The organism is Nocardia kruczakiae NBRC 101016 (assembly GCF_001612965.1).
Lineage (GTDB): Bacteria > Actinomycetota > Actinomycetes > Mycobacteriales > Mycobacteriaceae > Nocardia > Nocardia kruczakiae.
In genome coordinates, this window is record NZ_BDBL01000073.1 from 1 (window position 1) to 25,143 (window position 25,143).

At 68.1% G+C, this 25,143-nt stretch carries 25 protein-coding genes; 4 read left to right on the plus strand and 21 right to left on the minus strand.

Annotated features, from left to right (window positions below; genetic code table 11):
• The 7 genes from NK1_RS32255 to NK1_RS32285 all read right to left on the minus strand — a co-directional run.
• Positions 1 to 1,159 (minus strand): hypothetical protein (locus NK1_RS32255; RefSeq protein WP_063014934.1); only part of this gene is annotated, 1,159 nt, incomplete at its 3' end.
• Between the two features lie 80 nt (positions 1,160 to 1,239).
• Positions 1,240 to 2,073 carry a DUF8175 domain-containg protein gene (locus NK1_RS32260; RefSeq protein WP_063014903.1) on the minus strand — a complete coding sequence of 278 codons (834 nt, stop codon included), beginning with the start codon at positions 2,071 to 2,073 and terminating at the stop codon, positions 1,240 to 1,242.
• A gap of 99 nt (positions 2,074 to 2,172) precedes the next feature.
• Entirely contained in the window at positions 2,173 to 2,436 is a 264-nt protein-coding gene (locus NK1_RS32265; protein ID WP_310404166.1) for a hypothetical protein, read from the minus strand.
• Positions 2,433 to 2,729: a hypothetical protein gene (locus NK1_RS32270; RefSeq protein ID WP_030513931.1), complete on the minus strand. Its 297-nt coding sequence runs from the start codon at positions 2,727 to 2,729 to the stop codon at positions 2,433 to 2,435. The genes NK1_RS32265 and NK1_RS32270 overlap by 4 nt, the downstream gene beginning before the upstream one ends.
• A gap of 106 nt (positions 2,730 to 2,835) precedes the next feature.
• The gene (locus NK1_RS32275) at positions 2,836 to 3,480 is read right to left on the minus strand and encodes a P-loop NTPase family protein (RefSeq protein ID WP_063014904.1); all 645 of its coding nucleotides are present in this window, start codon (positions 3,478 to 3,480) and stop codon (positions 2,836 to 2,838) included.
• The gene (locus NK1_RS32280) at positions 3,477 to 4,349 is read right to left on the minus strand and encodes a hypothetical protein (RefSeq protein WP_063014905.1); all 873 of its coding nucleotides are present in this window, start codon (positions 4,347 to 4,349) and stop codon (positions 3,477 to 3,479) included. Before NK1_RS32280 ends, NK1_RS32275 begins: the two co-directional genes overlap by 4 nt.
• 13 nt (positions 4,350 to 4,362) lie before the next feature.
• Positions 4,363 to 5,499 (minus strand): DUF8176 domain-containing protein, encoded by a 1,137-nt coding sequence (locus NK1_RS32285; protein ID WP_063014906.1) that lies wholly within the window; start codon positions 5,497 to 5,499, stop codon positions 4,363 to 4,365.
• A gap of 915 nt (positions 5,500 to 6,414) precedes the next feature.
• On the opposite strand from NK1_RS32285, the gene NK1_RS32295 reads away from it, so the two are divergent.
• On the plus strand, positions 6,415 to 7,293 hold the full coding sequence (locus NK1_RS32295) for a DMT family transporter (protein WP_063014909.1): 879 nt from the start codon (positions 6,415 to 6,417) through the stop codon (positions 7,291 to 7,293).
• Here NK1_RS32295 and NK1_RS32300 read toward each other — a convergent pair.
• The 3 genes from NK1_RS32300 to NK1_RS32310 form a co-directional block, all read right to left on the minus strand.
• Positions 7,269 to 9,560: a RelA/SpoT family protein gene (locus NK1_RS32300; RefSeq protein ID WP_245660984.1), complete on the minus strand. Its 2,292-nt coding sequence runs from the start codon at positions 9,558 to 9,560 to the stop codon at positions 7,269 to 7,271. The genes NK1_RS32295 and NK1_RS32300 overlap by 25 nt on opposite strands.
• 280 nt (positions 9,561 to 9,840) lie before the next feature.
• Positions 9,841 to 11,445: an ABC-F family ATP-binding cassette domain-containing protein gene (locus NK1_RS32305; protein ID WP_063014912.1), complete on the minus strand. Its 1,605-nt coding sequence runs from the start codon at positions 11,443 to 11,445 to the stop codon at positions 9,841 to 9,843.
• 187 nt (positions 11,446 to 11,632) lie between these two features.
• Positions 11,633 to 12,076 (minus strand): nitroreductase/quinone reductase family protein, encoded by a 444-nt coding sequence (locus NK1_RS32310; protein WP_063014913.1) that lies wholly within the window; start codon positions 12,074 to 12,076, stop codon positions 11,633 to 11,635.
• Positions 12,077 to 12,233: 157 nt separating this feature from the next.
• Between NK1_RS32310 and NK1_RS32315 the strand changes: the two genes are divergently transcribed.
• On the plus strand, positions 12,234 to 12,536 hold the full coding sequence (locus NK1_RS32315; protein WP_063014914.1) for a hypothetical protein: 303 nt from the start codon (positions 12,234 to 12,236) through the stop codon (positions 12,534 to 12,536).
• A gap of 37 nt (positions 12,537 to 12,573) precedes the next feature.
• Here the strand turns inward: NK1_RS32315 and NK1_RS32320 are convergent, their stop codons facing one another.
• The 7 genes from NK1_RS32320 to NK1_RS32350 form a co-directional block, all read right to left on the minus strand.
• Positions 12,574 to 12,987, minus strand: coding sequence for a hypothetical protein (locus tag NK1_RS32320; RefSeq protein WP_157104554.1), 414 nt, complete (start codon positions 12,985 to 12,987; stop codon positions 12,574 to 12,576).
• A 149-nt stretch (positions 12,988 to 13,136) separates the two neighbouring features.
• Positions 13,137 to 13,694: an adenine phosphoribosyltransferase gene (locus tag NK1_RS32325; protein WP_374726713.1), complete on the minus strand. Its 558-nt coding sequence runs from the start codon at positions 13,692 to 13,694 to the stop codon at positions 13,137 to 13,139.
• A gap of 50 nt (positions 13,695 to 13,744) precedes the next feature.
• Positions 13,745 to 15,481 (minus strand): ABC transporter substrate-binding protein, encoded by a 1,737-nt coding sequence (locus tag NK1_RS32330; protein ID WP_063014918.1) that lies wholly within the window; start codon positions 15,479 to 15,481, stop codon positions 13,745 to 13,747.
• Entirely contained in the window at positions 15,481 to 16,683 is a 1,203-nt protein-coding gene (secF, locus tag NK1_RS32335; RefSeq protein ID WP_063014920.1) for a protein translocase subunit SecF, read from the minus strand. The genes NK1_RS32330 and secF overlap by 1 nt, the downstream gene beginning before the upstream one ends.
• Positions 16,680 to 18,518 (minus strand): protein translocase subunit SecD, encoded by a 1,839-nt coding sequence (secD, locus tag NK1_RS32340; RefSeq protein ID WP_063014922.1) that lies wholly within the window; start codon positions 18,516 to 18,518, stop codon positions 16,680 to 16,682. Before secD ends, secF begins: the two co-directional genes overlap by 4 nt.
• Positions 18,519 to 18,654: 136 nt before the next feature.
• Positions 18,655 to 19,116: a preprotein translocase subunit YajC gene (gene yajC / locus NK1_RS36385; protein WP_063906174.1), complete on the minus strand. Its 462-nt coding sequence runs from the start codon at positions 19,114 to 19,116 to the stop codon at positions 18,655 to 18,657.
• Between the two features lie 137 nt (positions 19,117 to 19,253).
• A complete protein-coding gene (locus NK1_RS32350; protein WP_063014924.1) occupies positions 19,254 to 20,747 on the minus strand; it encodes a flavin-containing monooxygenase in 1,494 nt (497 codons plus the stop codon).
• Between the two features lie 70 nt (positions 20,748 to 20,817).
• Between NK1_RS32350 and NK1_RS32355 the strand changes: the two genes are divergently transcribed.
• Positions 20,818 to 21,459, plus strand: coding sequence for a TetR/AcrR family transcriptional regulator (locus NK1_RS32355; protein WP_374726712.1), 642 nt, complete (start codon positions 20,818 to 20,820; stop codon positions 21,457 to 21,459).
• A 13-nt stretch (positions 21,460 to 21,472) separates the two neighbouring features.
• The gene (locus tag NK1_RS32360) at positions 21,473 to 21,997 is read left to right on the plus strand and encodes a DivIVA domain-containing protein (protein ID WP_063906175.1); all 525 of its coding nucleotides are present in this window, start codon (positions 21,473 to 21,475) and stop codon (positions 21,995 to 21,997) included.
• A 28-nt stretch (positions 21,998 to 22,025) separates the two neighbouring features.
• On the opposite strand, the gene ruvB is transcribed toward NK1_RS32360, so the two are convergent.
• From ruvB to NK1_RS32380, 4 genes are all read right to left on the minus strand, one after another.
• On the minus strand, positions 22,026 to 23,144 hold the full coding sequence (gene ruvB, locus NK1_RS32365; protein ID WP_063014928.1) for a Holliday junction branch migration DNA helicase RuvB: 1,119 nt from the start codon (positions 23,142 to 23,144) through the stop codon (positions 22,026 to 22,028).
• Positions 23,145 to 23,149: 5 nt separating this feature from the next.
• Positions 23,150 to 23,755 carry a Holliday junction branch migration protein RuvA gene (ruvA, locus tag NK1_RS32370; RefSeq protein ID WP_063014930.1) on the minus strand — a complete coding sequence of 202 codons (606 nt, stop codon included), beginning with the start codon at positions 23,753 to 23,755 and terminating at the stop codon, positions 23,150 to 23,152.
• Positions 23,752 to 24,321 carry a crossover junction endodeoxyribonuclease RuvC gene (ruvC, locus tag NK1_RS32375; protein WP_030513910.1) on the minus strand — a complete coding sequence of 190 codons (570 nt, stop codon included), beginning with the start codon at positions 24,319 to 24,321 and terminating at the stop codon, positions 23,752 to 23,754. Before ruvC ends, ruvA begins: the two co-directional genes overlap by 4 nt.
• A 123-nt stretch (positions 24,322 to 24,444) precedes the next feature.
• On the minus strand, positions 24,445 to 24,963 hold the full coding sequence (locus tag NK1_RS32380) for an O-acetyl-ADP-ribose deacetylase (RefSeq protein ID WP_063014932.1): 519 nt from the start codon (positions 24,961 to 24,963) through the stop codon (positions 24,445 to 24,447).
• Positions 24,964 to 25,143 lie beyond the last annotated feature (180 nt).

Here is a 25,143-nt window from a genome sequence, read left to right on the forward strand (position 1 = left end):
CACCGGCCGCGGCCTGGCCGCGCACTCCGACCGCCTTGGTGCCGACCGCGCCCAGCGCGGCCGCACCCAGCAGCAGACCACCGGTGGCGGCCAGACCCGAACCGCCGCTGCCGACGATCGCCACCGCCGGGGTGACCAGTCGCATCAGCGCCGGCAGGACGAAGGCGACACTGCACAGCAGCACGATCGCGACCAGCATCCGCTGAGCCTGATCGGCGTCGGGCAGACCGGAAGTCGGTGTCGTCGAGTTGGTGTCACCGGCGGTGACGAAGGCGATCATGTAGACGATCGCGGCGACCGGTTTCCACAGCATGAACGCGATGATCCAGCCGATCAGCTTCGGGTAGGCCTGCCGACCGGTACTGGTGCCCGACGCCGCCGCGGCCAGCGGCAGCACCCCCGCGGCCACCACCAGCATGCCCTGGCGCACGATCGCGAGCACGATCTGCGCCAGCGCGCCGAGCAGGCCGACGATCGCGATGATCAGCACCAGGCCGGGCGAAAACGCTTGCAGCTTGGACGTTTTCACCATCAGCTCGGCGAGGCTGCGCGCATTGCCGTTGGTGGCGTCCTCGATCACCCACTGCGAGAAGCGATCCGAGGCCTGCGTACCCGCGACCACCACGGCGCCCAGCATCCAGGAACTGAAGATCACCCGGGCGAACATCCGGAACGATTCCGCGGCCTCGCTCAGTGCCGCACCGCGTCTGGCTTCGGCGAGTCTGGCGCCGGACAGGATCACCGACACGATCAGCAGCAGGATCTGCGCTTGATAGGTGTAGTCGTTGACCTTCTGGAACAGCGCTCCGCCGTCGCTGATGCGATCGTTGGGCACCTTCATCCAGAAGGTCAACGCCAGGATCAGCGCCTCGCCCAGACCGTTCATCAACGAGTCGACCACCTTGCCGAAGGTGGAATCCCACGCCTTGTCCTTCACCGCGTTCGCGGCGTCACCGGGATGGGTGGCGGCATTGCCCGCCTTGCACGCCGCGGAGGCGGCGTCGCCGAGCGAAATGCCGGGCAGGCCCAGACCGTCGAGATCGTCGTGGATCTCGTTGCAGGTCGGGTCGAATCCGTAGGTCTGCCCGTAGGCCACCGTCGGGGTCGCGATCATGACGGTGAACACGACCGCGAAGATCGTGACGATGCGCCTCACCATGAGATCCACTCCTCGATGTGTCGCAGGGACTCGATCCGGACCATCGGCTGACTCTCGTGCCTTTCTCGAAATTGCTGTGCTCACCATCGGGTCCACCCCTGCAGGGTGTCGACGTATTCGCTCGGCGTGGCTCTGCTGTCGGTGGGTTTGAGTCGCCAGTCCCCGTTGTCCCACACCATGACCAGCCGGATCGCCGCCCACATCTGTTTGCCGTCGTTGACCGGCCCGCGGGCGGCGAGCCGCACGATCGCCATATCGTCGGCGTAGTTCTCGATCTGGAACGCGTCGGGGGCGACCAGGTACCTGGTGATCCGCGCCGGCTGCTGATCGGGCAGTTTGCCGTCACCGCGCGCCTTGTCGTAGGCCGCGACCTGCTGGGCCGAGACCCGCACCTGGCGCACGTACAGATCCCGGTCGCCGGGCCGCGCGTTGAGCCGATAGGTGATCTGCGCCGCCGCCAATGCCGCCCCCTGCGGTGTGTGGGAATAGCCGACGGCCAGTCCCTTGTCGTCGATCCGGGTCGGACCGTCGCTGGTGGAGAACGGCACCGAGGCGCCGTAGACCCGCTGCCAGCCACGCGGTTCGGTGGTGCCGGCGGGCGCCGCGGTCAGCCAGTCCGGATCCGACGAGTCGTGCTGCTGTGCGGTGTTCTGCGGAAGTGGTTGTCCCGCAGGATTGTTGGGTATATCGACGCGGCGACGGAACAGGTCCGTATCGGGTTCGGCGAATCCGGTCGCGCCCGAGCCCGCGACGGGCGAGGGCGGCGGATCCGTTTTCCGGGCATCAGAAGAGGAGGTGTCACGGCCGACGTAGACGAAGACGCCGACGATCACGATCAGGGCGATCACTGCCGCGGAGACGATGACACCGAAGGAGATGCCGCTGCGCTCGTCGTAGGTGTCCTTGTTGCTCATACCGTCACCTCCCGTCGCAGGTCGTCGTCGACTGTCGTTTCGTCGAATGTGGTTGTCGCCGTGGTGTCATCGGCGGGCATGGGGAAATCTGTCACCGGCTCACGCAGGAAGCAGGGTCAATGCGATCGCACTTGCCGAACTGGCCACGATGGCGCCGATCAGGCTCATCACGATGCCGTGCGAGGCGTCGTTGACTGCCATGTCGTCGCGCATCGCCGACCACAGCCGGCCCGCGGAGATGATCATCCAGGCCAGGCACAGCAACAGCACGCACCACAGTAACCAGTTGATCAGTTGCATGATCGGTTCGATCACGTCCGCGGGCATCTGCTTGTAGGCCAGCACGATCGCGGCGCCCTTCACGATCCGATGACTGCGTTCATGATCGTGCCCGCACTGGTGGCGACGATGCCGCCGATCATGGCGCCCGCCACCATCTTCGGCGATTCCAGCCCGCCGCCGGTCCACTTCTCCCAGGCGAAGCGGCCACCGGCGTAGGTGATGCCCAGGATTCCCGACAGCAGCACGAACCACGTGAAGTAGCGCACCAGTTTCATGAGCTTGTCGGCGGCCGGCGGCGTCTCGGGTGTCGGATTCCCGACCTGAGCGAGAACAACGCCGTACGTCTCGTGTACAGCGGCCAGGATGGTACTCATCGAGCGTCCTTCTCAATAGGTGATCGGAATACAAAGCCGGGTACCGGAGGTACACCGTCGGAAACAGCTGTCGGCGTGGTCGCGGCAGCACAACGTCCGGGCACGATCATCGTTGCTCCTCCTGTTGCGAACCGGCGCCGACCGTCTCCCGCACCAGGTCGACGATGCTCATTCCCAGCGCGTCCACCTCGTGCGGAACTTCCTGCAGCGGATCGAGTTTGCGCTTGCGCTGCTGTGGCGGCGGATCGCTCGGCGACCACACCGGCAGCTGATCGGGTTCGACCAGCGTCCACTCCTCGATCCAGGGCATCTGCCACACCTGCCCGGCCAATGCGCCGACCACATCGCGGTAACGCCGGATCTCGGCCGGGATCCGGCCCGGGCGCGCGGCCACGGTCACCAGGCCCAGCACCTCGCTCGGCCCGGCGAGCCCGGCCCGGTGCTGGCGCAGCAGATCATGGGCGCGGGTCAGCCCGGCGATGGTCTCGCGGGCGACCAGCACCACGAAAGGTGATTCGCGTTCGAACACACCGGGCCAGCGCCGGTGCGAATCCGCCGCAGGCGCAAGCACATGCGCGAGGGTACTGGCTCCCGCGCCGCCGTGCACCCCCAGCAACCACACCAGCGGCGCCCGTCCGGCACCCGGCACCGGGCGGTCCCAGATGGGCGCGCGACGGGACTCCGCCGGTGCGACAACGCCTGCCGCAGGCGGGGTTTCGGATGAGCGAGGTTCCTTCATGGCCGCGGTCATGATGCCATCCCACCCAGCAGCCGCCGGTACGCCCTCCGGGTTTCGGCGTCGAGTGCGTTGTGGCGCACCAGCTCTCCGCGCGCCAGGTGGGTGTCGTAGGGGATCTCGCGGATGTCGCGGACCCAGCCGGTGAGATGTTCGCGCAGGTGATCGGCCACTCGAGAGTCGTTGCCGGGCAACTGATGTGAGATCACGATCGTGGTGTCACCGACGATGCCGCCGCCCTGCCCCTCGGCGTGGCCGCCGAACTCGTCGTCGAGCCATTCCAGCGTGACCCGCAAACGGTTGGCGGCATCGGCACGCGCCGGAATCGACAGCACCAGAGCCACTTCCGCGTCCTCGAGCAGCGGCCGCAGCTGACGGGCGGCGATCGGGCTGCCGCCGTCGTACACCGGGGTGAAGCCGGCGTCGGCGACGGCCCGGGCCACCGTCAGATAGGTGGCGCGGCGGCGCAACGGGGAGGCGTCGCGCCACAGCAGGCCGATACCGGAACTCGCCTGTGAGAGACATTCCTTCAGCGGCGCCGGTTCGTCGTCACCGCGGCCGTACAGCCACTGCTGCAGACTGATCGGACTCAGATGTTCGTCGGCGCCGCGCAGGGCCAGATCGCTGCCGGCGACGGTGGCGTCGACGGCCACCGCCGCGGCCTCCGCGCCCAGTTCGCCCGCGAGTCCCAGTGCGGTGGTGGTGGTTCCGGCCCCACCGCAGCCGCCGACGACCAGAATCGGGCGCGGCAGGCCACCACCCTCACCGTCGTCACGCCGCCCCTTACGCAACCGGACCACCGGCGCCCGTCCACGCGGTCGCGAGCTCGCCGCGACGTCCGCGTCGGACGTCTCGTCGAGCCATCGGCTCCAGTCCTGTCCCATCTCAGCTCTCCTCTTACCCGGCCGTGATGCCCGTGATCAGGGTGCGGCCGCCGACCACCGCGGTGGTCACCAACTGCTTGTCGTAGGTGGCGGGGGTCGCGCCCGGCCGCCGTTCGGTCACCTCCACCGAATACCTGTTCTCGTCCAATGTGACCACCCGCACGCAATAGTCGGTGCCCACCGGCACCGAGGCGATGCCGCGCTGGATCACCGCCGCCGGCGAGACCGCCGCGTCCGGCGCCACCACCTCGCGGGCTCGCTCGGCCGAGCGTTCGACGTAGAAGGCGTGCTGGAACCACATGATCGCGTCCGGCCCGGAATCGGTGCCGCCGACCTCGGCGCCGCGCACAACGCGCGCGGACCGTTCGGTCGGGCAGTGCGCCGCCGAACCCACCCGCGCGCCGGAATCGGCGCCGAACGCCGAGGTGAGCCGCAGCATCGGCGCCTCGTCGCCCACCGCCGGTCGTACCGGCAGCGGCGCCGTCGACTGTTTTCCGTCGTCACCGGAGCGCAGCAGGTACAGCGCGAAACCGCCTGCGACCGCCAGCAATAACACGGCTACCGCGAGGACGAGCGCGACCCGCAACCGGCTCGGGCGGATGTAGTCACGCAGGGCCGGAGAGGCCGGGCCGGGGGCGCGGCGCACGATCCGGCCGCTCTCGCCGTGCTCGCGCCGGGGCGGAAGAATCCACTCGGGTGTGTCCACCTCGTCTGTGTCCACGTCGTCGCGCTCGTCGGAATCGTCCACCGGCGAACGCGCCCCGGATCCCTCCGCATCGTCGCCGTCGGCACCGGCCGCCCGGGTCCGGCGGCGGCCCCGGGGCCGGCCCTCGCCGGTCTCGGCGTCGCGGGGCAGGCGCAGCACCTCACCCTCGTGGTCGGGATAGTCGTCGTCGGGTCCGGGCGCGTGGCTGCCGACCCAGTCGGTCCAGCCCCCGACGAATTCGCTGCGTCGCGTGGCCGGTTCGTCGGCGAACGGAATGTCGAACGGTTCGGGCTCGGTGTCGCGGATGTAGTGCGGATACCGCGCCGCTCCAGGGTCCGCCTCGTCGTCGACGGCGTCGGATTCCCCCGGCGCGGCCGCGGGCACGGCGTGTTCGGGTTCCAGCGCCGGGAACCACCGTTGGACTTCTTTGTACGGCTTCAACATTCCCTCATCCCCGCGGAGCCGGGCACGTCGTGCAGCATCGTCGGACCCTCTCGGCGATCAGTTCGTGGAGAACGGGTAGTTGTTGTCAGCGGTACCGCCGTGGGACGGCGCCGACGGCACACCACCGGGTGCGGCGTCACCGAGGCCCTTCCCGAACGGAAATTGTCCCGTACCCGACGAATTCGGCGAACTCGACGCGCCGTCCGAGGCCGCCGAGATTCGGGAGATACCACATCCACGCAGGTCAAGGGGTGTGAACGGGGGTATCTCGAACGCCCGATCGAGGGTCGGCGCGAATGTGGGTGCGCCACATCCGCGATAGAGGCCCGAGGCGACCGGTACGGTCGCCGCCGAGCATGTCAGCACGGTCAGCATGATCTGACCCCCTTCAAACCCGCTGTCTACAACAGTTCTGAGGGTCGAGTGCCACTGCGACCCGTCCGGCGATCATCATGTGGATTCGAGTTGTCGCCGAACATCGCGCGCACCCCGAAACGCAATAAACCGTAACAGAATCCGGCTCGGAGCGCAGGCCCTCCGTCGGTGCGCGAGCACATCCGCGATCGCCGTCCCCGAACCTTCCTACCTGCGCGAAGGATTCGCCCCGGACCACGCGACCGACCGGGATCGACAGCCGCCGAAAGCCTCGGCAACACGGCGGCGAACGCAGAATTCGGGCCTGGGCGAGGGCAACTCGCCGCAACTCCGGACGCCCCGCGAAATATGTTGCCGAACAATTGCCATTCACCCGTTTCGAGCATTCCCGTTATTCGGATGGGCCGCACCGCCCGATGTGGGTACATTCGCCGTTCTCGCGCTCCTCCGGGACTTTCGCCGGCCCCGCAGCACACCACCTCGAACCGATACACCGATCCCGATGCCGTGGCCGCAGGTCGCGGGCGGCACACTGATCGAGTGAGCAACTTTCCCGTCGCCGCGGTCATCTGCGCCTTCATCGGCGCCGTCCTGTTCGCCGTGTCGGCGGTCGCCCAGCAACGCGCGGCGGCCGACGTGCCGGCCGGTGACGCCTTGGTAGCCCAGCTCGTTCGCAATCCGCGCTGGTGGGCCGGCATCATCGGCGACGCCGGCGGGTTCGTGTTCCAAGTCGTGGCGCTGGCGCTGGGATCGGTGCTGATCGTGCAGCCGATTCTGGTGACCGCACTGGTCTTCGCGTTACCGCTGGCCGCGCACTACAGCCGCCGCCCGGTCACGCCGGTCATGTGGGCGCACGCGGTCGCGCTCTCGGCCGCACTGGCCTGCTTCCTCGTCGTCGGCGATCCCACCGAGGGCATCTCCGACGCGCCGTGGTCGACCTGGATGTGGCCGCTGATTCTGGTTCTGGGCGTGGTCGCCGCGGCGGTCGTGATCGCGGTGGTGATCCGGGTGACCGGATTGCAGGCACTCATGCTGGGGACCGCGGCCGGTCTGCTGTTCGGCGTGTCCGCCGCGCTCACCCAGCACGTCATCCAGCTGTTCGGACGCGGTCTCACCACAGCGCTCACCAGCTGGCAGACGTACACCCTGGTGGCCGCGGGCATCGTGGGGCTCTATCTGCAACAGCGCGGCTACCAGGCCGGGGCGCTGTCGGCCTCGCTGCCCGCCTTCACCGTCGCCGAACCGCTCGGCGCCGCATTCCTCGGTCTCACCGTGCTGGACGAGCGACTACGGACCGGCACGGCCGGCACGATCGTGGTCATCGCCTCGGTACTGGTGATGTGCGTGGCCGCGGTGCAGTTGTCGCGCGCTCAGGCGGAACTGCCGCCCGCGGATCAGGCCGCCGAGGTCACCCGGTAGACGTCGTAGACCCCCTCCACGTTGCGGACCACGTTCAGCAGATGCCCGAGATGCTTGGGATCGCCCATCTCGAAGGTGAACTTGCTGATCGCCACCCGGTCACCGGAGGTCATCACCGACGCGGACAGGATGTTGACCTTCTCGTCGGCCAGCACCTTGGTCACATCCGACAGCAGCCGGGTGCGGTCCAGCGCCTCGATCTGAATCGCCACCAGGAAGACCGACGACGGCGAGGGCGCCCATTTGACCTCGATGATCCGTTCCTGTTGCGCGCGTAGCGAATCCGCGTTCGTGCAATCGGTCCGGTGCACACTCACCGCGCCGCCGCGAGTCACGAAGCCCATGATCTCGTCGCCCGGCACCGGGGTACAGCATTTGGCCAGTTTCGCGACCGTACCGGGGGCGCCGGGGATTTCGACGCCGGCGTCGCCGATGGTGCGCTGCCGCGCCGGCAGCGTCGACGGTGTACTCCGTTCGGCCAGTTCGTTTTCCACGTCGCCGACGCCACCGAGCTGCGCCATCAGGCGTTGCACGACGTGGTGCGCCGAGACCTGGTTCTCTCCCACCGCCGCGTACAGCGCGGAGATGTCGGCATAGTGCAGTTCGTGCGCCAGCGCGGACATCGCGTCCACGCTCATCAGCCGCTGCAGCGGCAGACCGGAACGGCGGACCTCCTTGGAGATCTGCTCCTTACCGGCCTCCAGCGCCTCCTCGCGGCGTTCCTTGGCGAACCACTGCCGGATCTTGGCCTTCGCCCGCGGTGACACCACGAAGTTCTGCCAGTCCCGGCTCGGGCCGGCGTTCTGTGCCTTCGAGGTGAAGATCTCGACGACTTCACCGTTCTCCAGCTGCCGTTCCAGCGCCACCAACCGGCCGTTGACCCGCGCGCCGATGCAGCGGTGGCCCACCTCGGTATGGACGGCGTAGGCGAAGTCGACCGGGGTCGACTCCTGCGGCAGCGTGATCACATCGCCCTTCGGCGTGAACACGAAGATCTCCGGGGATTTCAGGTCGAACCGCAGCGACTCCAGGAACTCCGCGGGGTCCGCGGCCTCCCGCTGCCAGTCCAGCAGCTGCCGCATCCAGGCCATATCGTCGACCTCGGCGGCGTCGCCGGAATGTTTGCCCTTGGTCTCCTTGTAGCGCCAGTGTGCGGCGATGCCGAATTCGGCGGTGCGATGCATGTCCTGGGTGCGGATCTGCACCTCCAGCGGTTTGCCGTCCGGGCCCACCACCGTGGTGTGCAGCGACTGGTACACGCCGTAGCGCGGCTGCGCGATGTAGTCCTTGAACCGGCCCGCCATCGGCTGCCACAGCGAATGCACCACACCGACCGCGGCGTAGCAGTCGCGCACCTCGTCGCACAGGATCCGGATGCCGACCAGGTCGTGGATGTCGTCGAAATCCTTACCCTTGACGATCATCTTCTGATAGATCGACCAGTAGTGCTTGGGCCTGCCCTCGACGATCGCGTTGATCCGGCTCGCCGCCAGGGTGTTCACGATCTCGGCCCGCACCCGCGCCAGGTAGGTGTCGCGGGACGGGGCGCGGTCGGCCACCAGCCGCACGATCTCGTCGTACTTCTTCGGGTGCAGGATCGCGAATGCCAGATCCTCGAGCTCCCATTTGACCGTGGCCATACCGAGCCGATGTGCCAGTGGCGCAATGACTTCCAGCGTCTCGCGCGCTTTCTTCGCCTGCTTCTCCGGCGGCAGGAAGCGCATCGTGCGCATATTGTGCAGCCGGTCGGCGACCTTGATCACCAGCACCCGCGGATCGCGGGCCATCGCGATGATCATCTTGCGGATCGTCTCGGCCTCCGCGGCCGCGCCCAGGTTGACCTTGTCCAGCTTGGTCACGCCGTCGACGAGATGGGCGACCTCGGAACCGAAATCCGCGGTCAGCTCGTCCAGCGAATAACCGGTGTCCTCGACCGTGTCGTGCAGCAGGGCGGCCACCAGCGTGGTGGTGTCCATCCCCAGTTCGGCGAGGATGTTGGCCACCGCCAGCGGATGGGTGATGTACGGGTCGCCGGACTTGCGGAACTGGTGGGAGTGCTTCTCGTCGGCCACGTCGAAGGCGCGCTGCAGCAACTGCAGATTCGCCTTGGGATACAGCTCCCGGTGCACGGTCGCCAGCGGCTCCAGCACCGGCTTGACCGCGGCGATACCCCGCTGCCCGGTCATCCGGCGGGCCAGCCGGGCCCGCACCCGCCGTGAGGCCGAACTCGGCACCGCGGCCGGTGCGCCCGGCTGCTTCATCGGCATGTTGCGCGGGGACGGGGACGAGGCCGGCGGCTCACCACCTCGGTCGGCGCCGGACTTCGGCGCAGCGGGACGCGGCGCGGGGGCGGCCGGCGGCGTCGCCGGTGCGGCATCACCGGCCGCCGAATTCCCGGCATTCGCCTTCTCCAGATGCTGAGTCATGCCACCACCTCTCACGCCTCGATCGCCACACCCTAGCCGACCGCTTCAACAGCCCAGAACACCCACTTTAGTAGGAGTTTTCCCGTGGGTGCACCGGTCCGGCTCGACGCACCCCGTTCGGTCAACCGGTTCCGGAACCCGATTCATCCACCAACCCGCCCGGGCCGAGTTCCAGGCGGCGCGTGACGCCGATCTCATCGAGGAAGCGCGGGTCGTGGCTGACCACGATCAGCGCCCCCTCGAAGCTGGTCAGCGCCTCGGTGAGGTGGCGGAGGCTGGGCAGATCCAGATTGTTGGTGGGCTCGTCGAGCAGCAACAGTTTCGGCGCCGGTTCGGCGAGCAGCAGCATCGCCAGCGCGGCCCGCAACCGCTCGCCACCCGAGAGCGCGCCCGCCGCGACATCGGCGTCACCGCCGCGGAACAGGAACCGCGCCAACTGTGCGCGAATCCGTTCGGCACCGGCGTGCGGAGCGGCCGCGGACACGTTGTCGAAGACCGACAGCCGCTCGTCGAAGATGTCGAGCCGCTGCGGCAGCAGCCGCCAGGGCACCTTCGGCGGTTCCGCGACGAGCCGATGCAGCAGCGTGGTCTTGCCGGCGCCGTTGCGCCCGGTGAGCGCGATGCGTTCGGGACCGCTCACCCGCAGCGTGACCACCGGCCCGTTGGCCAGCCGCACCTGGTCCAACGCCACCACGTCCTGACCGGGATACAGTCTGGTTCCGGGCAGGTCGACGCGGATCTCGCGATCGTCGCGTAGCAGGTCCTGGGCCTGTTCCAGGGTCGATCGAGCCTCCTCCACCTTGGCGATGTGGTTGTTGCGCAGTTTGCCGGCCGAGACCTGCGCCTGCCGTTTGCGCTCGGCCATCACGATCTTCGGTTCACGCTTGGTGTCCCACATCTTCTGCCCGTAGCGCAGGCGCCGGTCCAGTTTGACCCTGGCCTCGACCAGTTCGCGCGACTGTTTGCGCACATCGCTTCGGGCATCGCGGATCGCCGCGCGAGCGGCCTCCTGTTCGGCCTCGACGATCTGCTCGTAATCGTCGAAATTACCGCCGAACGTGCGGATCTCACCGCGGCGCAGCTCGGCGACGGTGGTGACCCGTCGCAACAGTTCGCGGTCGTGGCTGACGGTCAGCACGGTGCCGGCGAAGCCCTCGACCACGTCGTAAAGCCGTTGGCGGGCAGCGGAATCCAGATTGTTGGTGGGTTCGTCGAGCAACAGCACGTCGGGCTCGCGCAGCAGTTCGGCCACCAGTCCGAGCAGTACCGTCTCACCACCGGACAGGGTTTCCAGGCGCCGATCCAGTTGTGCCACATCGTCGGCCAGGTAGTTCAGGCCCAGCCGGCCGAGCAGCGCGATCGCCGATTCCTCGACATCCCAGCGGTTTCCGACCCGGTCGAAATCGGCGTCGGTCCCCGCGCCGGATTCGATGCGGTGCAGCGCGGCCCGCACGCCACCGATACCGAGGACGGCGTCGACGCGCTGACCTGCGGCCAAGCCGAGGTCCTGACGCAGATATCCGAGCCGCCCGGGGACCGTCACCGAACCGCGGACAGGGCGCAACTCCCCGGTGATCAGCCGCAAGAGGGTGGATTTCCCGGCGCCGTTACTACCCACCAGACCGATATGGCCGGGTCCGAGCACCGCGTCGAGACCGTCGAACACCGGGGTGCCGTCGGGCCAGGCGAAGGTGAGATCGGACAGCGAAATCGTCGAAATAGACATATGCGTGCTCCTGAGGGCGGCGGGAATGGCGCGCAGAAGTGCGGGCCACGCGATGGCTACCTCAGAAGAGCAACGGCACGACTCCGATCAACGGAAACAAGACTCGACAACTCTAGCGAACCGACGACGGAGCCGCAAGATCACATTGCCGGTGACATCCGTCACCGGCGACGGAAGTCGTTGCGGCTCAGTTGATCCGGAAGACGGGGAAGCCGGGGGCGATGGCGGCGAGTTCCGCGTCGGCGGCATCGGCGGTCACGCCCTCGAAGAATTTGCCGACCTCCCAGCCCCACTTCTTCAGGTACAGCCGCAGCACCGGCACCTTGTCGGCGTCGGCGACCTCGGTCACCGTGAACGCCTCGGTCTTGCGCCCCAGCCGCAACTCTCCGCCGCCGGCGACGCGGATATTGCGAACCCACTGGGTGCGACCACGAGGTGCGACCAGATAGCGGGTCCCGTCCGCATCCTGCAGGACGTTGACCATCGTGGTCCGCCACTCCCCGGAGGTGCGACCGCGCACGGCCAGCAGCCGGGATCCCATCACGCTGATGCCCCATTTCGGCAGGACGTTGAACATCCGGTTCATGATCGGGTCGATACCGGTGGGCGCGATGTACCGGGTGGCGTTCATGACTACTCCTCGCTTTTGTGAGCATTGCTCTCTTTGGTGACTCAATCATCGCCCACCGATGCGCCCCTGTCAAGAGCAGTGCTCACCCTTTTTCGGAGTCCAGCCCTCTGGACAAAATCGGCTGCGTTCAACGCCGTCGCGGGGGTATTCGGACCACATGTACAGATATAGAACCTATCGGACAAATCCCGCAGGCGGCGTCGCGGCGATCGTCAGCACGGTCGGCGGTGTGCTCGCACTGATCGAGATCGTCTACATCCTGCTGCAGGTCTTCGATGCCAACCAGAGCAACCGGTTCTTCACCTTCATCAAGGGGTTGGCCGAACCGCTGGCGTTGTTCTTCCCGGGCCTGTTCAACACCGGCTCCCGAGATTGGGACATCATCATCAACTACGGTCTGGCAGCGGTGTTCTGGCTCGTGGTGACCGGGATCATCGCGCGGCTGCTGGCGCGGATCTAGTGCCACCGGAAGCAGATCGGCTCGGTGTTCGATCGACTCAGGGCTCGTGCGGGGTAAGGAATTCCATCCGATGATGGTGGAGGAATTCGAAGGCCGGAGCCCAATGGCCGGTGAAGACGTCCTCTTCCTTACCCACCGCATGCTGTGAGGCCGCGTCCGTGCGCGGATCCCGGCAGACGACGCGAGCGTTGTGCCGTCCCGATGGAACCGGTCCGCTGTCCAGTTCCACCGAACCGTCGGAACCGACCGTACGCCAGGGCATATCGATACCCGAACCGGTGATCCGGCAGGCCTGCCCGGCCTTCTCCCCCGTGACCCGGGCCGTGATGGTGGCGCCGCCCCGCAGCGCCACCGAAGGAGTAGCCGCAGCGGTCGCGCCGCCGACGACGAACGCGACGCCCACCGCGCCCGCGAGCGCGGCCCCGATGCGGGTACGCCGGCTGCGGCTCATCGCCACCACCGGTCGGCGTGCCCTGTTCCGGCACTGTCGCGCGCACTGTGGTACTCGTTCATGCGATCGTCCGTCGGTCGTTCATCCGGGCCCCCTTGCCGCACGTCAGCATAACGATCCCCGCGCGCCCCCTACAACCGACACGCGACTCACACCTGCACGATCGAGGTCAGCGCATAGTCGCCCTGGCGAGCACGTCCGCCGAGTTCGCCGATCTCGAGAACCACCGCGGCCGCGGCCACCTGCGCCCCGGCGGCGCGGAACAGTTCCGCGGCGGCGGCCAGCGTGCCACCGGTGGCGAGAACGTCGTCGAGCAGCAACACCTTGCGGCCGGTGAGGTCGATGCCGTCGGCCGGAATCTCCAAGGCGGCGGAGCCGTATTCGAGGGTGTACTCGCGGGAGAGCACCGGCGGCGGCAGTTTGCCGCCCTTGCGCACCGCCACCACACCGGTCCCGAGCAGCGCCGCCACACCGGCGCCCAGCAGGAATCCGCGCGCGTCCACCCCGGCCACCAGATCGGCGTCGGGAGCGCAGGCGGCCAGGCATTCGATCACCGCGTGGAAGCCCTCGGCGTCGGCGAACACCGGGGTCAGGTCCGCGAAACGCACACCGGGGGTGGGGAAATCGTCGTGCCAGCGCGTCAGTCGCCCGACCACCTCGGCGGTCCGCGCGACCTTCTGCTCCGCGGTTTCGGCCGTTTCCACCATCGTGTGCTTACTCATCTACACCCGCTCCCTCATCCAGCGTCCGAGGACGCTCACCGCCGCAACACCCAGCGGTCCATATTCCAGCCCGCACCGGCCTTGGTGGGGCTCGCGACCCCGTTCTCCAGGCCCTTCCCGAACGCGACGGTCCGAGGCGTGTTGAACAGCGGGATCGACGGCATCTCGTTCCACAGCAGATTCTCGGCCTCGGTGTCGAGATTCAACACCGTCACCGAATTGTCATCCGCCGCAAGCTGATCCGCGATCGCATCGTAACGCCCGTTGCCGAAACGCCCGAAATTCACGCCCTGACCGGTGCGTAGCGCCGCGGTCGCCTCGATCCCCGGCAGCGAGCCGGCCGGGCCCACGGCCGCCGCGGTGCCGCCGAGTACGGCGTCCACCTTGCCGGCGCCCAGTTCCGCGGGCGTGAAGTCCGCCGCACCGGCGTCGACGACGGTCACACCCGCCGCCTTGCAGGCATCGCCGATCATCGCGACGGTGCGGGCACGGCGGTCGTCGGGGCTGCGATAGCCGATGCGGATCGTGGGGTTGGCCACCCCGGCTGCCGCGAGAGCCCGCTGCGCACCCGGCGCGTCACCCGCGCGATATTTGTCCGCCGGTCCCGTGATCGCCGGGTAGTACACCGAATCAGCTTGTACCGTGCGGGAATTCAGGGGCCCGGAGCCCAGGTCGGATTTACTGTCGAAACCCGGATGCCCGAGGGTGTCGAACAACGCCTGCCGCGGAACACACAGCGCGAACGCGCGCCGGGCGTCGGCGGAAGCGAAGACACCCGCGGTGGACAGCACCAACTGCTCGGCGCCGCGCCCCGGTTCCTGATTCACCGAGAACTTGTTCAGGCTCAGGTCTTTCACCGAGCCCGCCCCGATATCGACCACCTCGACAGAGTTGTCGGAGATCTTCTTCTTCAGATCGGCGTTCTTGGGCCACACCACGATGCGGGGCGTGGCCGGCTTGTTGCCCCACCACTTCTCGTTCTTCACCAGCACCAAACCGTCGCCGTCGCTGTAGGACTCGATGCGGTACGGCCCCGAGGACGGCAGCAGGTCGGCGTTGATGTCACCGGATTTCAGATTCCAGCCGGTGTTCCAGAACTGCGCCAGCCGATCGAGTGCGGCCTGGTCGCCGGACTGCACCGCCGCCACCACATTCGGCACACCCGCGGCCTTGGCGGCGATGTGTGCCGGCATCAGATCACCGGCGTTGAACAGCGTCTGCCAGGCCAGGAAGTGATGATCGGGCCGGAACACCACGGTCGCGTCCTTCGAGCCGGGCTGGCATTCGACCCGCTCGATATCGGAGTAGCCGGTGGTGGAGGCGGCATCGAACAGCGGAATCGCACCGCCCGGGCCGGGTTTGGTGAATCGCCCACTGCGCGCGGCCCATTCGAGTACCAGATCGTCGCACGAGGTGGGCACCCCGTCGGAGTAGACCGCGTCGCGGTTGAGCCGGTACCGGATGGTCTGCGCCTCGCCGGCCACCTCGTTGGCGGTGCCGACATCGGTGTCGGCGACGGGCTGGCCGTCCGGACCGGTGTAGAAGAACCCGGTCAGCACGCGAGAGAACAGCGCCGCGGAACCGGCCGCGACGCCGGCCGCACTCCCGCCGTTGTAGGTGGCCGGCACCGCGTCGACGGCATATCCGATGGATGGCACCTGGTTCTTGCTGGAACAACCCGCGATCACGCCGGTGACCAGTGCACCGGCCGCGATCACACCGAATGTCCGCCGGAGCGTCCGCCGCACGCGATCCGACCCCCTTCGCCTCATCAGTGGGTTCTCTTGTGCCGCTTCCCGGTGGGCCGGGCACCGGGTCTCGGTGCGGCGGAACCGCTGTCGCGGGTGCGAGTGGCCACCGGGGTACCGGAGGCGCGGCGGGCCGGCGTCTCACCTGTGCGGCCGGAATCGCCGGCGGCACGCTTGGCGAGCACCTTGCGGGTGTGCGCGGCCACCGGGCCGAAGCGCTCCTTGATCGACACCAGCAGCGGCACGGCGAAGAAGATCGACGAGTAGGCGCCGACGATCATGCCGACCAGCTGCACCAGCGCGAGATCCTTCAGCGTGCCCACACCGAGCAGCCAGACCGCGATCACCAGCATGCCGACGATGGGCAGAATGCCGATCACCGTGGTGTTGATCGAACGCATCAGCGTCTGGTTGGCGGCGAGGTTGGCCTGTTCACCGTAGGTGCGCCGGGTCAGATGCAGGACGCCGCGGGTGTTCTCCTCGACCTTGTCGAACACCACGACGTTGTCGTAGAGCACATATCCCAGGATGGTCAGCAGGCCGATCACCGCGGCGGGCGTGACCTCGAAGCCGACGATCGAATAGATGCCGGCGGTGACGATCATGTTGAAGAACAGCGAGGCGATCGCGGCGATCGACATGTCGCGTTCGAATCGGATCGCGATGTAGATCATCGTCAACAGGACGAACACCACCAGCGCGATGAGCGCCTTGCGGGTGATCTGCCCACCCCAGGTCTCGCTGATCTCGGTGACGCTGATGACGCTGCGGCTGGCCGTACCGCTGGAATCCTTGGGGTGGTACTTCGTGAACAGCGCATCCGCGATCTTGTCCTGCTGCGCGGAATCCAGTGTCTCGGAACGGATCTCGAAGGAGGCCGAGGAACCCGAGCCGACCTTCTGCACGGTCACCGGGCTGTGTCCCAGTGCCTGCGAGTAGGTGTCCTCGACCGAGGTCGTGCTCATACCGCTGGTCGCCGGGATCTGGATCTTCGTACCGCCGGCGAAATCGATGCCGAGGGTGAAGCCGCGCAGCGCGATGCTCAGCACCGCGATCAGGACCAGCACCGCGGCGATGCCGTAGTACAACTTGCGGCGGCCGACGATCTGGAAGCCACCGGTGCCGGTGTAGAGGCGTTCGAAGAATCCGTGCTTCGGTGCGTCCGCCGCGGGCAGCGACTCGTCCACGAGTGGTTCCTCCAACACCTGACTGCGATTGTCGCTCATCGTGCCCCCGTCCCTACGAGAGTGCCGGCCGCCTTGCGTTCCCGCGCGAGCTGCTGCACCGCGCCCAGACCGTTGACCGACGGCTTCGCCCAGAAGGGCGAGCGCGAGGCCAGCATCATCAGTGGCGAGGTCACCAGGTAGAGCACGACCACGTCGAGCACGGTGGTGAGGCCGAGGGTGAACGCGAAGCCCTTCACCTGACCGGCCGCCAGGATGTAGAGCACCACCGAGGCGATGAGGCTGACGGTCTTACCGGAGAGGTTGGTGCGCTGCGCGCGAGCCCAGCCGCGCGGGACGGCCGAGCGGAAACTGCGGCCCTCGCGCATCTCGTCCTTGATGCGTTCGAAGAACACGACGAACGAGTCCGCGGTCATACCGATCCCGATGATCAGACCGGCGATACCGGCCAGGTCCAGGGTGAAGTTGATCCACCTGCCGAGCAGCACGATGATGCCGTACACCGCCACACCCGAGGCCACCAGCGAGAACCCGGCGAGGAAGCCGAGCATCCGGTAATAGAGCAGGCAGTACAGCAACACCGCGATCAGGCCGATCGCACCGGCGATCAAACCGGCGTGCAGTGAGGCCAGGCCCAGCGTCGCCGATACCGTGGACGCTTCCGACACCTCGAACGACAGCGGCAGCGAACCGTACTTCAGCGAGTTGGCGAGTTCCTTGGCGGTGGAGGCGTTGAACTGACCGGTGATCTGGGTGGTGCCGCCGAGCTGCGGTCCCTGCTGCACGACGGGCGCGCTGATCACCTTCGAGTCGAGGGTGAACGCCACCTGCTTCTGCAGGTATTCCTTGGTGAGGTCGGCCCAGGCGTCGGCGTTCTTGAACGTCAGATCGACCGCCCACTGCGACTGCTGGTTCAGCGACGAGCTCGCATCCTTGATGTCCTGGCCGTCGATGCGCATCGGGGCCAGCAGATACACCTCGTTGCCATCCGACGAGCAGGTCACCAGCGGCAGCTTCGGATCGTCGTTACCGGCCAGCGGATCCGGCTTGTGGCAGTCCAGCTGCTGGGCCGCCAGCTGCTGGACCTGCGGGTCGGTGCTCTGGCGCAGTGCCCGCGCCGCGTCGATCTCCTGCTTGGCCTGCTGCTGCGGCGTCAGCGCCGGATTCGGCGCTCCGGACTCCGGCGACGGTGTCGGTGTCGGAGTCGGTGCGGGCGTGGTGGGAGCCTGCGCCGGCGCCGGGAAGACCCGGTTCTGCGCGGTCGTGCCCGAGGATTCGCCGGTACCGGACGTCTCACCCGAGGAAGCCGTCCCCGAGGCGGTGCCGGATTCGTTCGACGGCTTGGATTCGGTACCCGGGGACGCACCCGGCGTGGGGGCCTGCTGACCCGCACCCGGAGCCGGCTCCGGAGTGTTCGCCGGCGGGGTGCCGGGCTGCTCCGCACCTGGGGCGGGCTCGCCACCGGCACCGGACTGGATCTTGCCGTCGGGCCCCACCGGAAGCGGCTGGCCGACCACGGGGCGGATGTAGAGCTTGGCGGTGGTGGCCAGCGACTTCGCCTGCTGCCCGTCGTTACCGGGGACGGTGATGACCAGGTTGTTGCCGTCGATCACCACCTCGGAGCCGGCCACACCGAGACCGTTGACCCGCGATTCGATGATCTGCTGGGCCTGCTTGAGGCTGTCCTTGCTGGGCTTACCGCCGTCGGGCGTGCGCGGAGTCAGCGTGACCTGGGTTCCGCCCTGCAGGTCGATTCCCAGCTTGGGTTCCGGCGACTTGTCGCCGGTGAAGAACACCAACGCGTAGATCACCGCGAGCAGCACGGCGTAGACGCCGAGCAGCCGCAGCGGATGCCCCGTTCCCTTGGAAGGTGGCACAGTACATATCTCCTAGGCGGTGAGGGTGGCGGCCGGAATTGCGGCATGATCTGCGAACACGGAGCACCGGCGGACGCGGTCCGCGGACATGCCGCACCGCCGTCGCGGCGGTGAGCGCTGCGACGGCGGAAGCGGGTCAGTCTTTACGCAGCCGGGCTGCGGTGTCCTCGACGGATTCCTCCGCACCGGACACCGGGGAGGAACCGTTGGTCGCCGAGCCGTTCGCGGCAGCCGATCCGTTGGTTCCGTTGGTGGCAGCACCCTCCACCGCCGTACCGGCGATCGCCTCGTCGTCCGACTCGTCCGCGGCGGAATCCGCCTCGGCGGAGTCGGCGGCGTCGCCGGTGGGGCGCACATCGCGGATAGCGGCGCGCAGCCAGGTGGTCACCACATCCTCGGCGATCTCCAGGTCGATGGTCTCCTCGTCGAGGTCGACCACGGTGCCGTAGAGACCGGAGGTGGTGGTGACCTGGTCACCGACCTTCACGCTCTCCTGCATATCGGCGACCTTCTGCGCTTCGCGCTTCTGGCGGCGGACACCGAGAAACATCGGTACGAGCAGAACTACCAGTAGCAGCGGAAACAGCAGGTTCGCCATCGTCGTAGTCGGTCCTAGTTCGGTGGGTCGGATGGGCTGTACCCACACAGTCTGCCAGCAACCTGGAATATCGCCACACCCGCGGTGTGCGCGGCGGGGTGCGCCACACCGGCGCGAACCCCCGCCGCGGCGGTGTCTCAGGCCGCGGGCGCGCCGTAGACGTAGTCGTCGAGCGGGAAGTTCACCGCTTCGCGGTGGGTGGTGATCGTACTGTTCGGACGCAGCAGCGCGGCCTCGCCGTGCTGGTTGAAGTAGTAGCTGCGCGCGGTCGAGCAATCGCCGGCGTAGAACACCGACGAGCCGAGCTTCTCGGTCACGTAGTCCAGGAATCGCGCGTTGGCCTCTTCGCGCACCTCGAAAACCTCCTCACCGCGCCGGCGGGCCTCGCGCAGCAGCCGGTCCATATGCTTCATCTGCGCCTCGATGGTGGTGAAGTAGGACAGACCGCTGTAGGAGTAGGGGCTGTTGAGGCTGAAGAAGTTGGGGAACTTCGGCACCGTGATGCCCTCGTAGGCCTGGAAACGGTTGTCGCGCCAGAACTTTCCGAGATTCACCCCGTCGCGGCCGATGATCTCGACGGCCGGGAAGTTCACATCCCAGAGATTGAATCCGGTCGCCAGGATCAGGGTGTCGATCTCGGTCTTGCGGCCGTCGGCGGTCACGATGCCGTCGGCCTCGACATGGTCGATCGTGTTGGTCTCGAGCCGCACGTGCGGCTCGTTGAAGGTCTTGAAGTAGGTGTTGGAGAAGGTGGGCCGCTTGCAGCCGAAGTCGTAGTGCGGGGTCAGCTTCTCCCGCGTCTGCTTGTCGCGCACCTGGGCGCGCAGGTGCGCCTTCGCCAGCAGCGCGGCGCCCTTGTTGCCGAATCTGGCCTGCTTGTAGTGCAGCACGCCCGAGACCATCAGCAGTTCCAGCGCTCCGGTATTGACCAGCCGGGCCGCCTTCTGGGTCAGCGGCAGCTTTTCGAACAGCTGCTGGACCGGCTTCGGGATGGCGGTGTCGACCTTCGGCACGACCCAGATCGGGGTGCGCTGGAACACGGTCAGTTCCGCGACCTTCTTCGCGGCCTCCGGGACGAGCTGCACGGCGGTGGCGCCGGTGCCGATGACCGCGGCGCGCCGGCCGGTCAGGTCGAAGTCGTCCTCCCAGGCGGTGGTGTGGATGATCTTGCCCGCGAAGCTGTCGATGCCCGGGAACGGCGGGGTGTAGGGCTGGGACAGGAAGCCGGTCGCGGTGAGCAGATAGCGAGCGGTGAGCGTCTGGCCGCCCTCGACCGAGACCACCCAGTGCGCGTGTTCGCCATCCCAGCGGGCGCCGCCGACGACCTGGTTGAACCGCATCCGGCGGCGCAGATCGTAGGTGTCGGCGATGTCTTCGGCGTACTTCTTGAGTTCGGCGCCGGGGGCGAACAGTCGCGACCAGTGCGGATTCGGTGCGAACGAATAGGAGTAGGTCACCGAGGCGATGTCGACCGCCAGGCCCGGGTAGTGGTTGACGTGCCAGGTGCCGCCCAGGCCGTCCTCCCGTTCGAGAATCACGAAATTCTTCAGACCGAGACGATCCAGCTGAATCCCGGCCCCCATACCGCCGAATCCCGCACCGACCACCACGGCGTCGTATTGAGGTGCCACGCCGAACCTCCCTGTTACCTGACGTATCTGGTACGGAATGACACATCATTCCGTTGCGGAACACCGTATCATCGGCTCCGTGCCGAAGCCATCCACACATCTGGAGCGACGCAAGGCCGAACTGCGGCAACAGATCATCGACACCGCCTTCGCCTGCTTCGCCGACAAGGGCTATCACGCCACCGGAATCGCCGATATCGCCACGGCCCTGGGAATCGGGCACGGGACGTTCTATCGCTACTTCGAGAACAAGCGCGACATCATCGACCACGTGATCGACGATCTGGCCGCGCGGATCATCGAGGCGCTCGGAACCGAGAACGCGCCCGACGCGGCGACCTCGCTCGATGATTACCGGCATCAGCTGGACCGGATCGGGGTGGCGCTGCATCGGATCTTCCTCGAGGACCGGCGGGTCGCGCAGTTGCTGCTGTTCCAGGCCACCGGTATCGATCCGGAATTGACGATGCGGCTCTACGGCCTGCTCGACACCGCCGACGCGCTGACCACCGGATATCTCGAACACGGGGTGGAACTCGGCTATCTGCGGGCCGATCTCGACGCCGCCAATACGGCCAAGGCGGTGACCGGCATGTTGCTGGCGGCCATCGTGCACGGGCTGCGCGATCCCGATCCGGAGTCGACCGCGGGTCTGGCCCGGGCGATTCCGCGGCTGTTGATCGACGGGGTGCGCGCCGGCGGAGCGGTGTAGTAACAATGTGCGGGTGACGCCGGAGTATGTGCGAGGGATCCGATTCGGGCGGGCCCCGATCGGGCACCGCGGCTACGACCCCGCCGAGGTCGACGCGTTCTGCGCCGCTCTCGCCGATGCCTTCGCGGGCCGGGCCGCGCTGAGTGCGGCCGCCATTCGCGGGCACGAATTCGGCCTGGCCGCACCCGGCCGCCGCGATTACGACCGCGACGAGGTGGACGCATTTCTCGATCGCGCCTGTGTGGAACTGGAATTCGCGCGCTACGGCCCGGCCCGGCCGCAGGTGGCGTGGCCGCCCTCGCCGGAATACGTCTCGCGGCTGCGGTTCTCGGCCCCGCCGCTGGGTCGGAGCGGATATGTCGCCGCCGAGGTCGACGCGTTCCGCGAGCGCGTGGCGGCGGTGCTGGCACAGACCGCCACGGGATGGGACGTCGCGGCGATCAGGCCCGAATTCGGCACGGCCGCGGCGGGCGTCCGGGCCTACCACTGCGGCGAGGTGGATGCCTTCGTGGATGCGGTCGCGGCACTGGTGAGTTAGCGCGACCGCACGACCGAGCCGGACCGGATCAGTCGAACAGGTCGAGCGTGGGCTGGGCTTCGCGGCCCCGGACCTCGATGGATCCGAAGACCAGGTCCGGCGGCGGCACCAGGCCCAGATGTTCCCAGGCCGCGGCGGTGGCGACCCGCCCGCGCGGGGTGCGCGCCACCATCCCGGCGCGGACCAGGAACGGTTCGCACACCTCCTCGACGGTGGCGGCCTCCTCCCCCACGGCCACCGCCAGCGTCGACACCCCGACCGGTCCGCCGCCGAAGCCGCGGACCAGCGCACCGAGGACCGCGCGGTCGAGCCGGTCCAACCCCAGCGAATCGACGTCGTAGACCGCCAGCGCGGCCTTGGCGATGTCCCGGGTGACCAGGCCGTCGGCCCGCACCTCGGCGTAGTCGCGCACGCGGCGCAACAGCCGGTTGGCGATGCGGGGCGTCCCCCGGGAGCGGCCGGCGATCTCGGCCGCCGCGTCGGATTCGATGCGCACGCCGAGGATCGCCGCCGAGCGCTGCAGGATGCGTTGCAGTTCCTCGGGCTCGTAGAAGTCCATGTGACCGGTGAAACCGAAGCGGTCGCGCAGCGGGCCGGTCAGCGCGCCCGAGCGCGTGGTGGCGCCGACCAGCGTGAACGGCGCGATCTCCAGCGGAATCGAGGTTGCTCCCGGCCCTTTGCCGACCACGACGTCGACCCGGAAATCCTCCATCGCGAGATAGAGCATCTCCTCGGCCGGGCGGGCCATGCGGTGGATCTCGTCGATGAACAGCACATCGCCCTCGACCAGATTGCTGAGCATCGCGGCCAGGTCGCCGGCGCGTTCCAGGGCCGGGCCGGACGTGATGCGCAGTGCGGTACCGAGCTCGCCGGCGATGATCATCGCCATACTGGTCTTGCCCAGTCCGGGCGGGCCGGACAGCAGGACGTGATCGGGGGTGCCGCCGCGCTGGGTCGCACCGCGCAACACCAGGGCCAGCTGTTCGCGCACCCGAGGCTGGCCGATGAAGTCGTCCAGGGATTTGGGGCGCAGGCCGGCCTCGATGTCGCCGTCGGAGGTCAGATAGTTCGCGGTGACCGCGGATTCGCCGCCCTCCGCGCCGGTGTCGACATCGTCGGTGCCGGAAGGGAATTCGTCGTCGTGCATCGGCGTCACCGGTTCCGGCCGAGAGTCGCCAAGGCGGCCCGCAACGCCTGCGAGGTCCCGAGCTCGGGTTGTTCGGCGAGGACGCCGTCGACGGCCGGTTCGGCCTGCTTCACCGGGAAGCCGAGACCGATCAACGCCTCCACGACCTGATCACGCACCGGAGTGACGACCGGGGCGGGCGCCGCGCCCGGCGGTGCGGACTGCACGGGAACCAGATTCACCTTGTCGCGCAATTCGACCACCATGCGCTCGGCACCGCGCTTACCGATCCCCGGCACCCGCGTCAGTGCCGCGACATTGCTCTCCGCCAACGCTTTTCGCAGCGCCTCGGGCTCGAGCACCGCCAGCACCGCCATCGCCAGCCGGGGACCGACACCGGAAACGGTCTGCAGCAGCCCGAACAGATCGCGCGCCTCGGTGTCGGCGAAGCCGTAGAGCGTCATCGAATCTTCGCGCACGATCATCGCGGTGTAGAGGCGGGCCTCGTCGCCGCGGGTGAGACCGGCCAGCGTGGAGGGAGTGGCGTTGAGCCGATAACCGACACCCGCGGCTTCCAGCACCGCGTGGTCGAGACCGATCTCGAGCACCTCACCGCGCACCGACGCGATCACCTGGTCACCGCCTTTCGTTGCTGGGCAAGCCTTTCGGCGTATCTGCGCCGCGCCTGTTCGGCCTGGGCCTCCGCCTTCGCCATCCGCTCCAGCATCGGCGCCCGCCAGCAATGGCAGATCGCCAGCGCCAGGGCGTCGGCCGCATCGGCCGGTTTCGGCGCCGTCTGCAAGCCTAGGATGCGAGTCACCATGGCGGTCACCTGAGCCTTGTCCGCGGAGCCGTTGCCGGTCACCGCGGCCTTGACCTGGCTCGGGGTGTGGAAGGCGACCGGGATGCCGCGACGCGCCGCCGCCAGCGCGATCACCCCGCCGGCCTGCGCGGTGCCCATCGCGGTGCGGACGTTGTGCTGGGAGAAGACCCGCTCGATCGCCACCGCCTCGGGCCGGTGGGTGTCCATCCAGTGCTCGGCCGCGTCGGCGACGCCGAGCAGCCGCTGCGCGAGGTCCATATCGGCGGGTGTGCGCACCACGTCGACGTCGAGCGCGGTGACCTGCCGCCCCAGCCCGCCCTCGACGATGCTCAGGCCGCACCGGGTGAGCCCGGGGTCGACACCCATCACGCGCACGAAATGCACCCCTGTCGAGTCGCGAACAATTGTTCGAAGTCTAACCGAGAGCCCCCGCACCGGCGGCCACCGACACGGAGCCCGAGCGCGGCGAGCCCGCGTACCGCGGGGTGGCGAACTCGCCTATTCCGATGCGGCCAGCGCGGATTCGAAGATCCGATACGCGGTCGCGTCGAACAGAACGAAACGGATCTCGGTGGCGCCCGTGCGGACGGCCCGGACGGTGTCGAGGGCGATCCGGGCGCCGTCGTCGAGGGGCCAGCCGTAGACACCGGTGGAAATCGCCGGGAAGGCGATCGTGCGCGCACCCAATTCCTCTGCGACACGCAGGGATTCGCGATAGCAGGAGGCCAGCAGATCGGAGCGGTCGTGCCCGGCCGCCCAGACCGGGCCGACGGTGTGGATCACCCAGCGGGCGGGCAGGTTGCCGGCCGTCGTCGCCACGGCCGCGCCGGTGGGCAGCCCGTCCGGATAGGTCGTCGCCCGCAACTGCTTGCAGGCGGCCAGGATCTCGGGTCCGCCTCTGCGGTGGATCGCGCCGTCGACACCGCCGCCACCCAGCAACCGGGAGTTGGCGGCATTGACCACGGCGTCCACGTCTTGTTCGGTGATGTCCCCGCGCACCAGCACGATCTCGGCCATATGCCCCATTGTGCCCGCGCCGGGCTCACACGGCGGCGGACTACGCCACCTCCCGGCCGTACCGGACTCCGAGCGAGTTCACAGGGTTTCTCGAGGAATGCCACCGACAATTACGCCGTGTTCCCAGCGCCCATGGATGTGCCGACGCCCGCGCCGACCGCTCCCGCCGCGCCCGCGCCG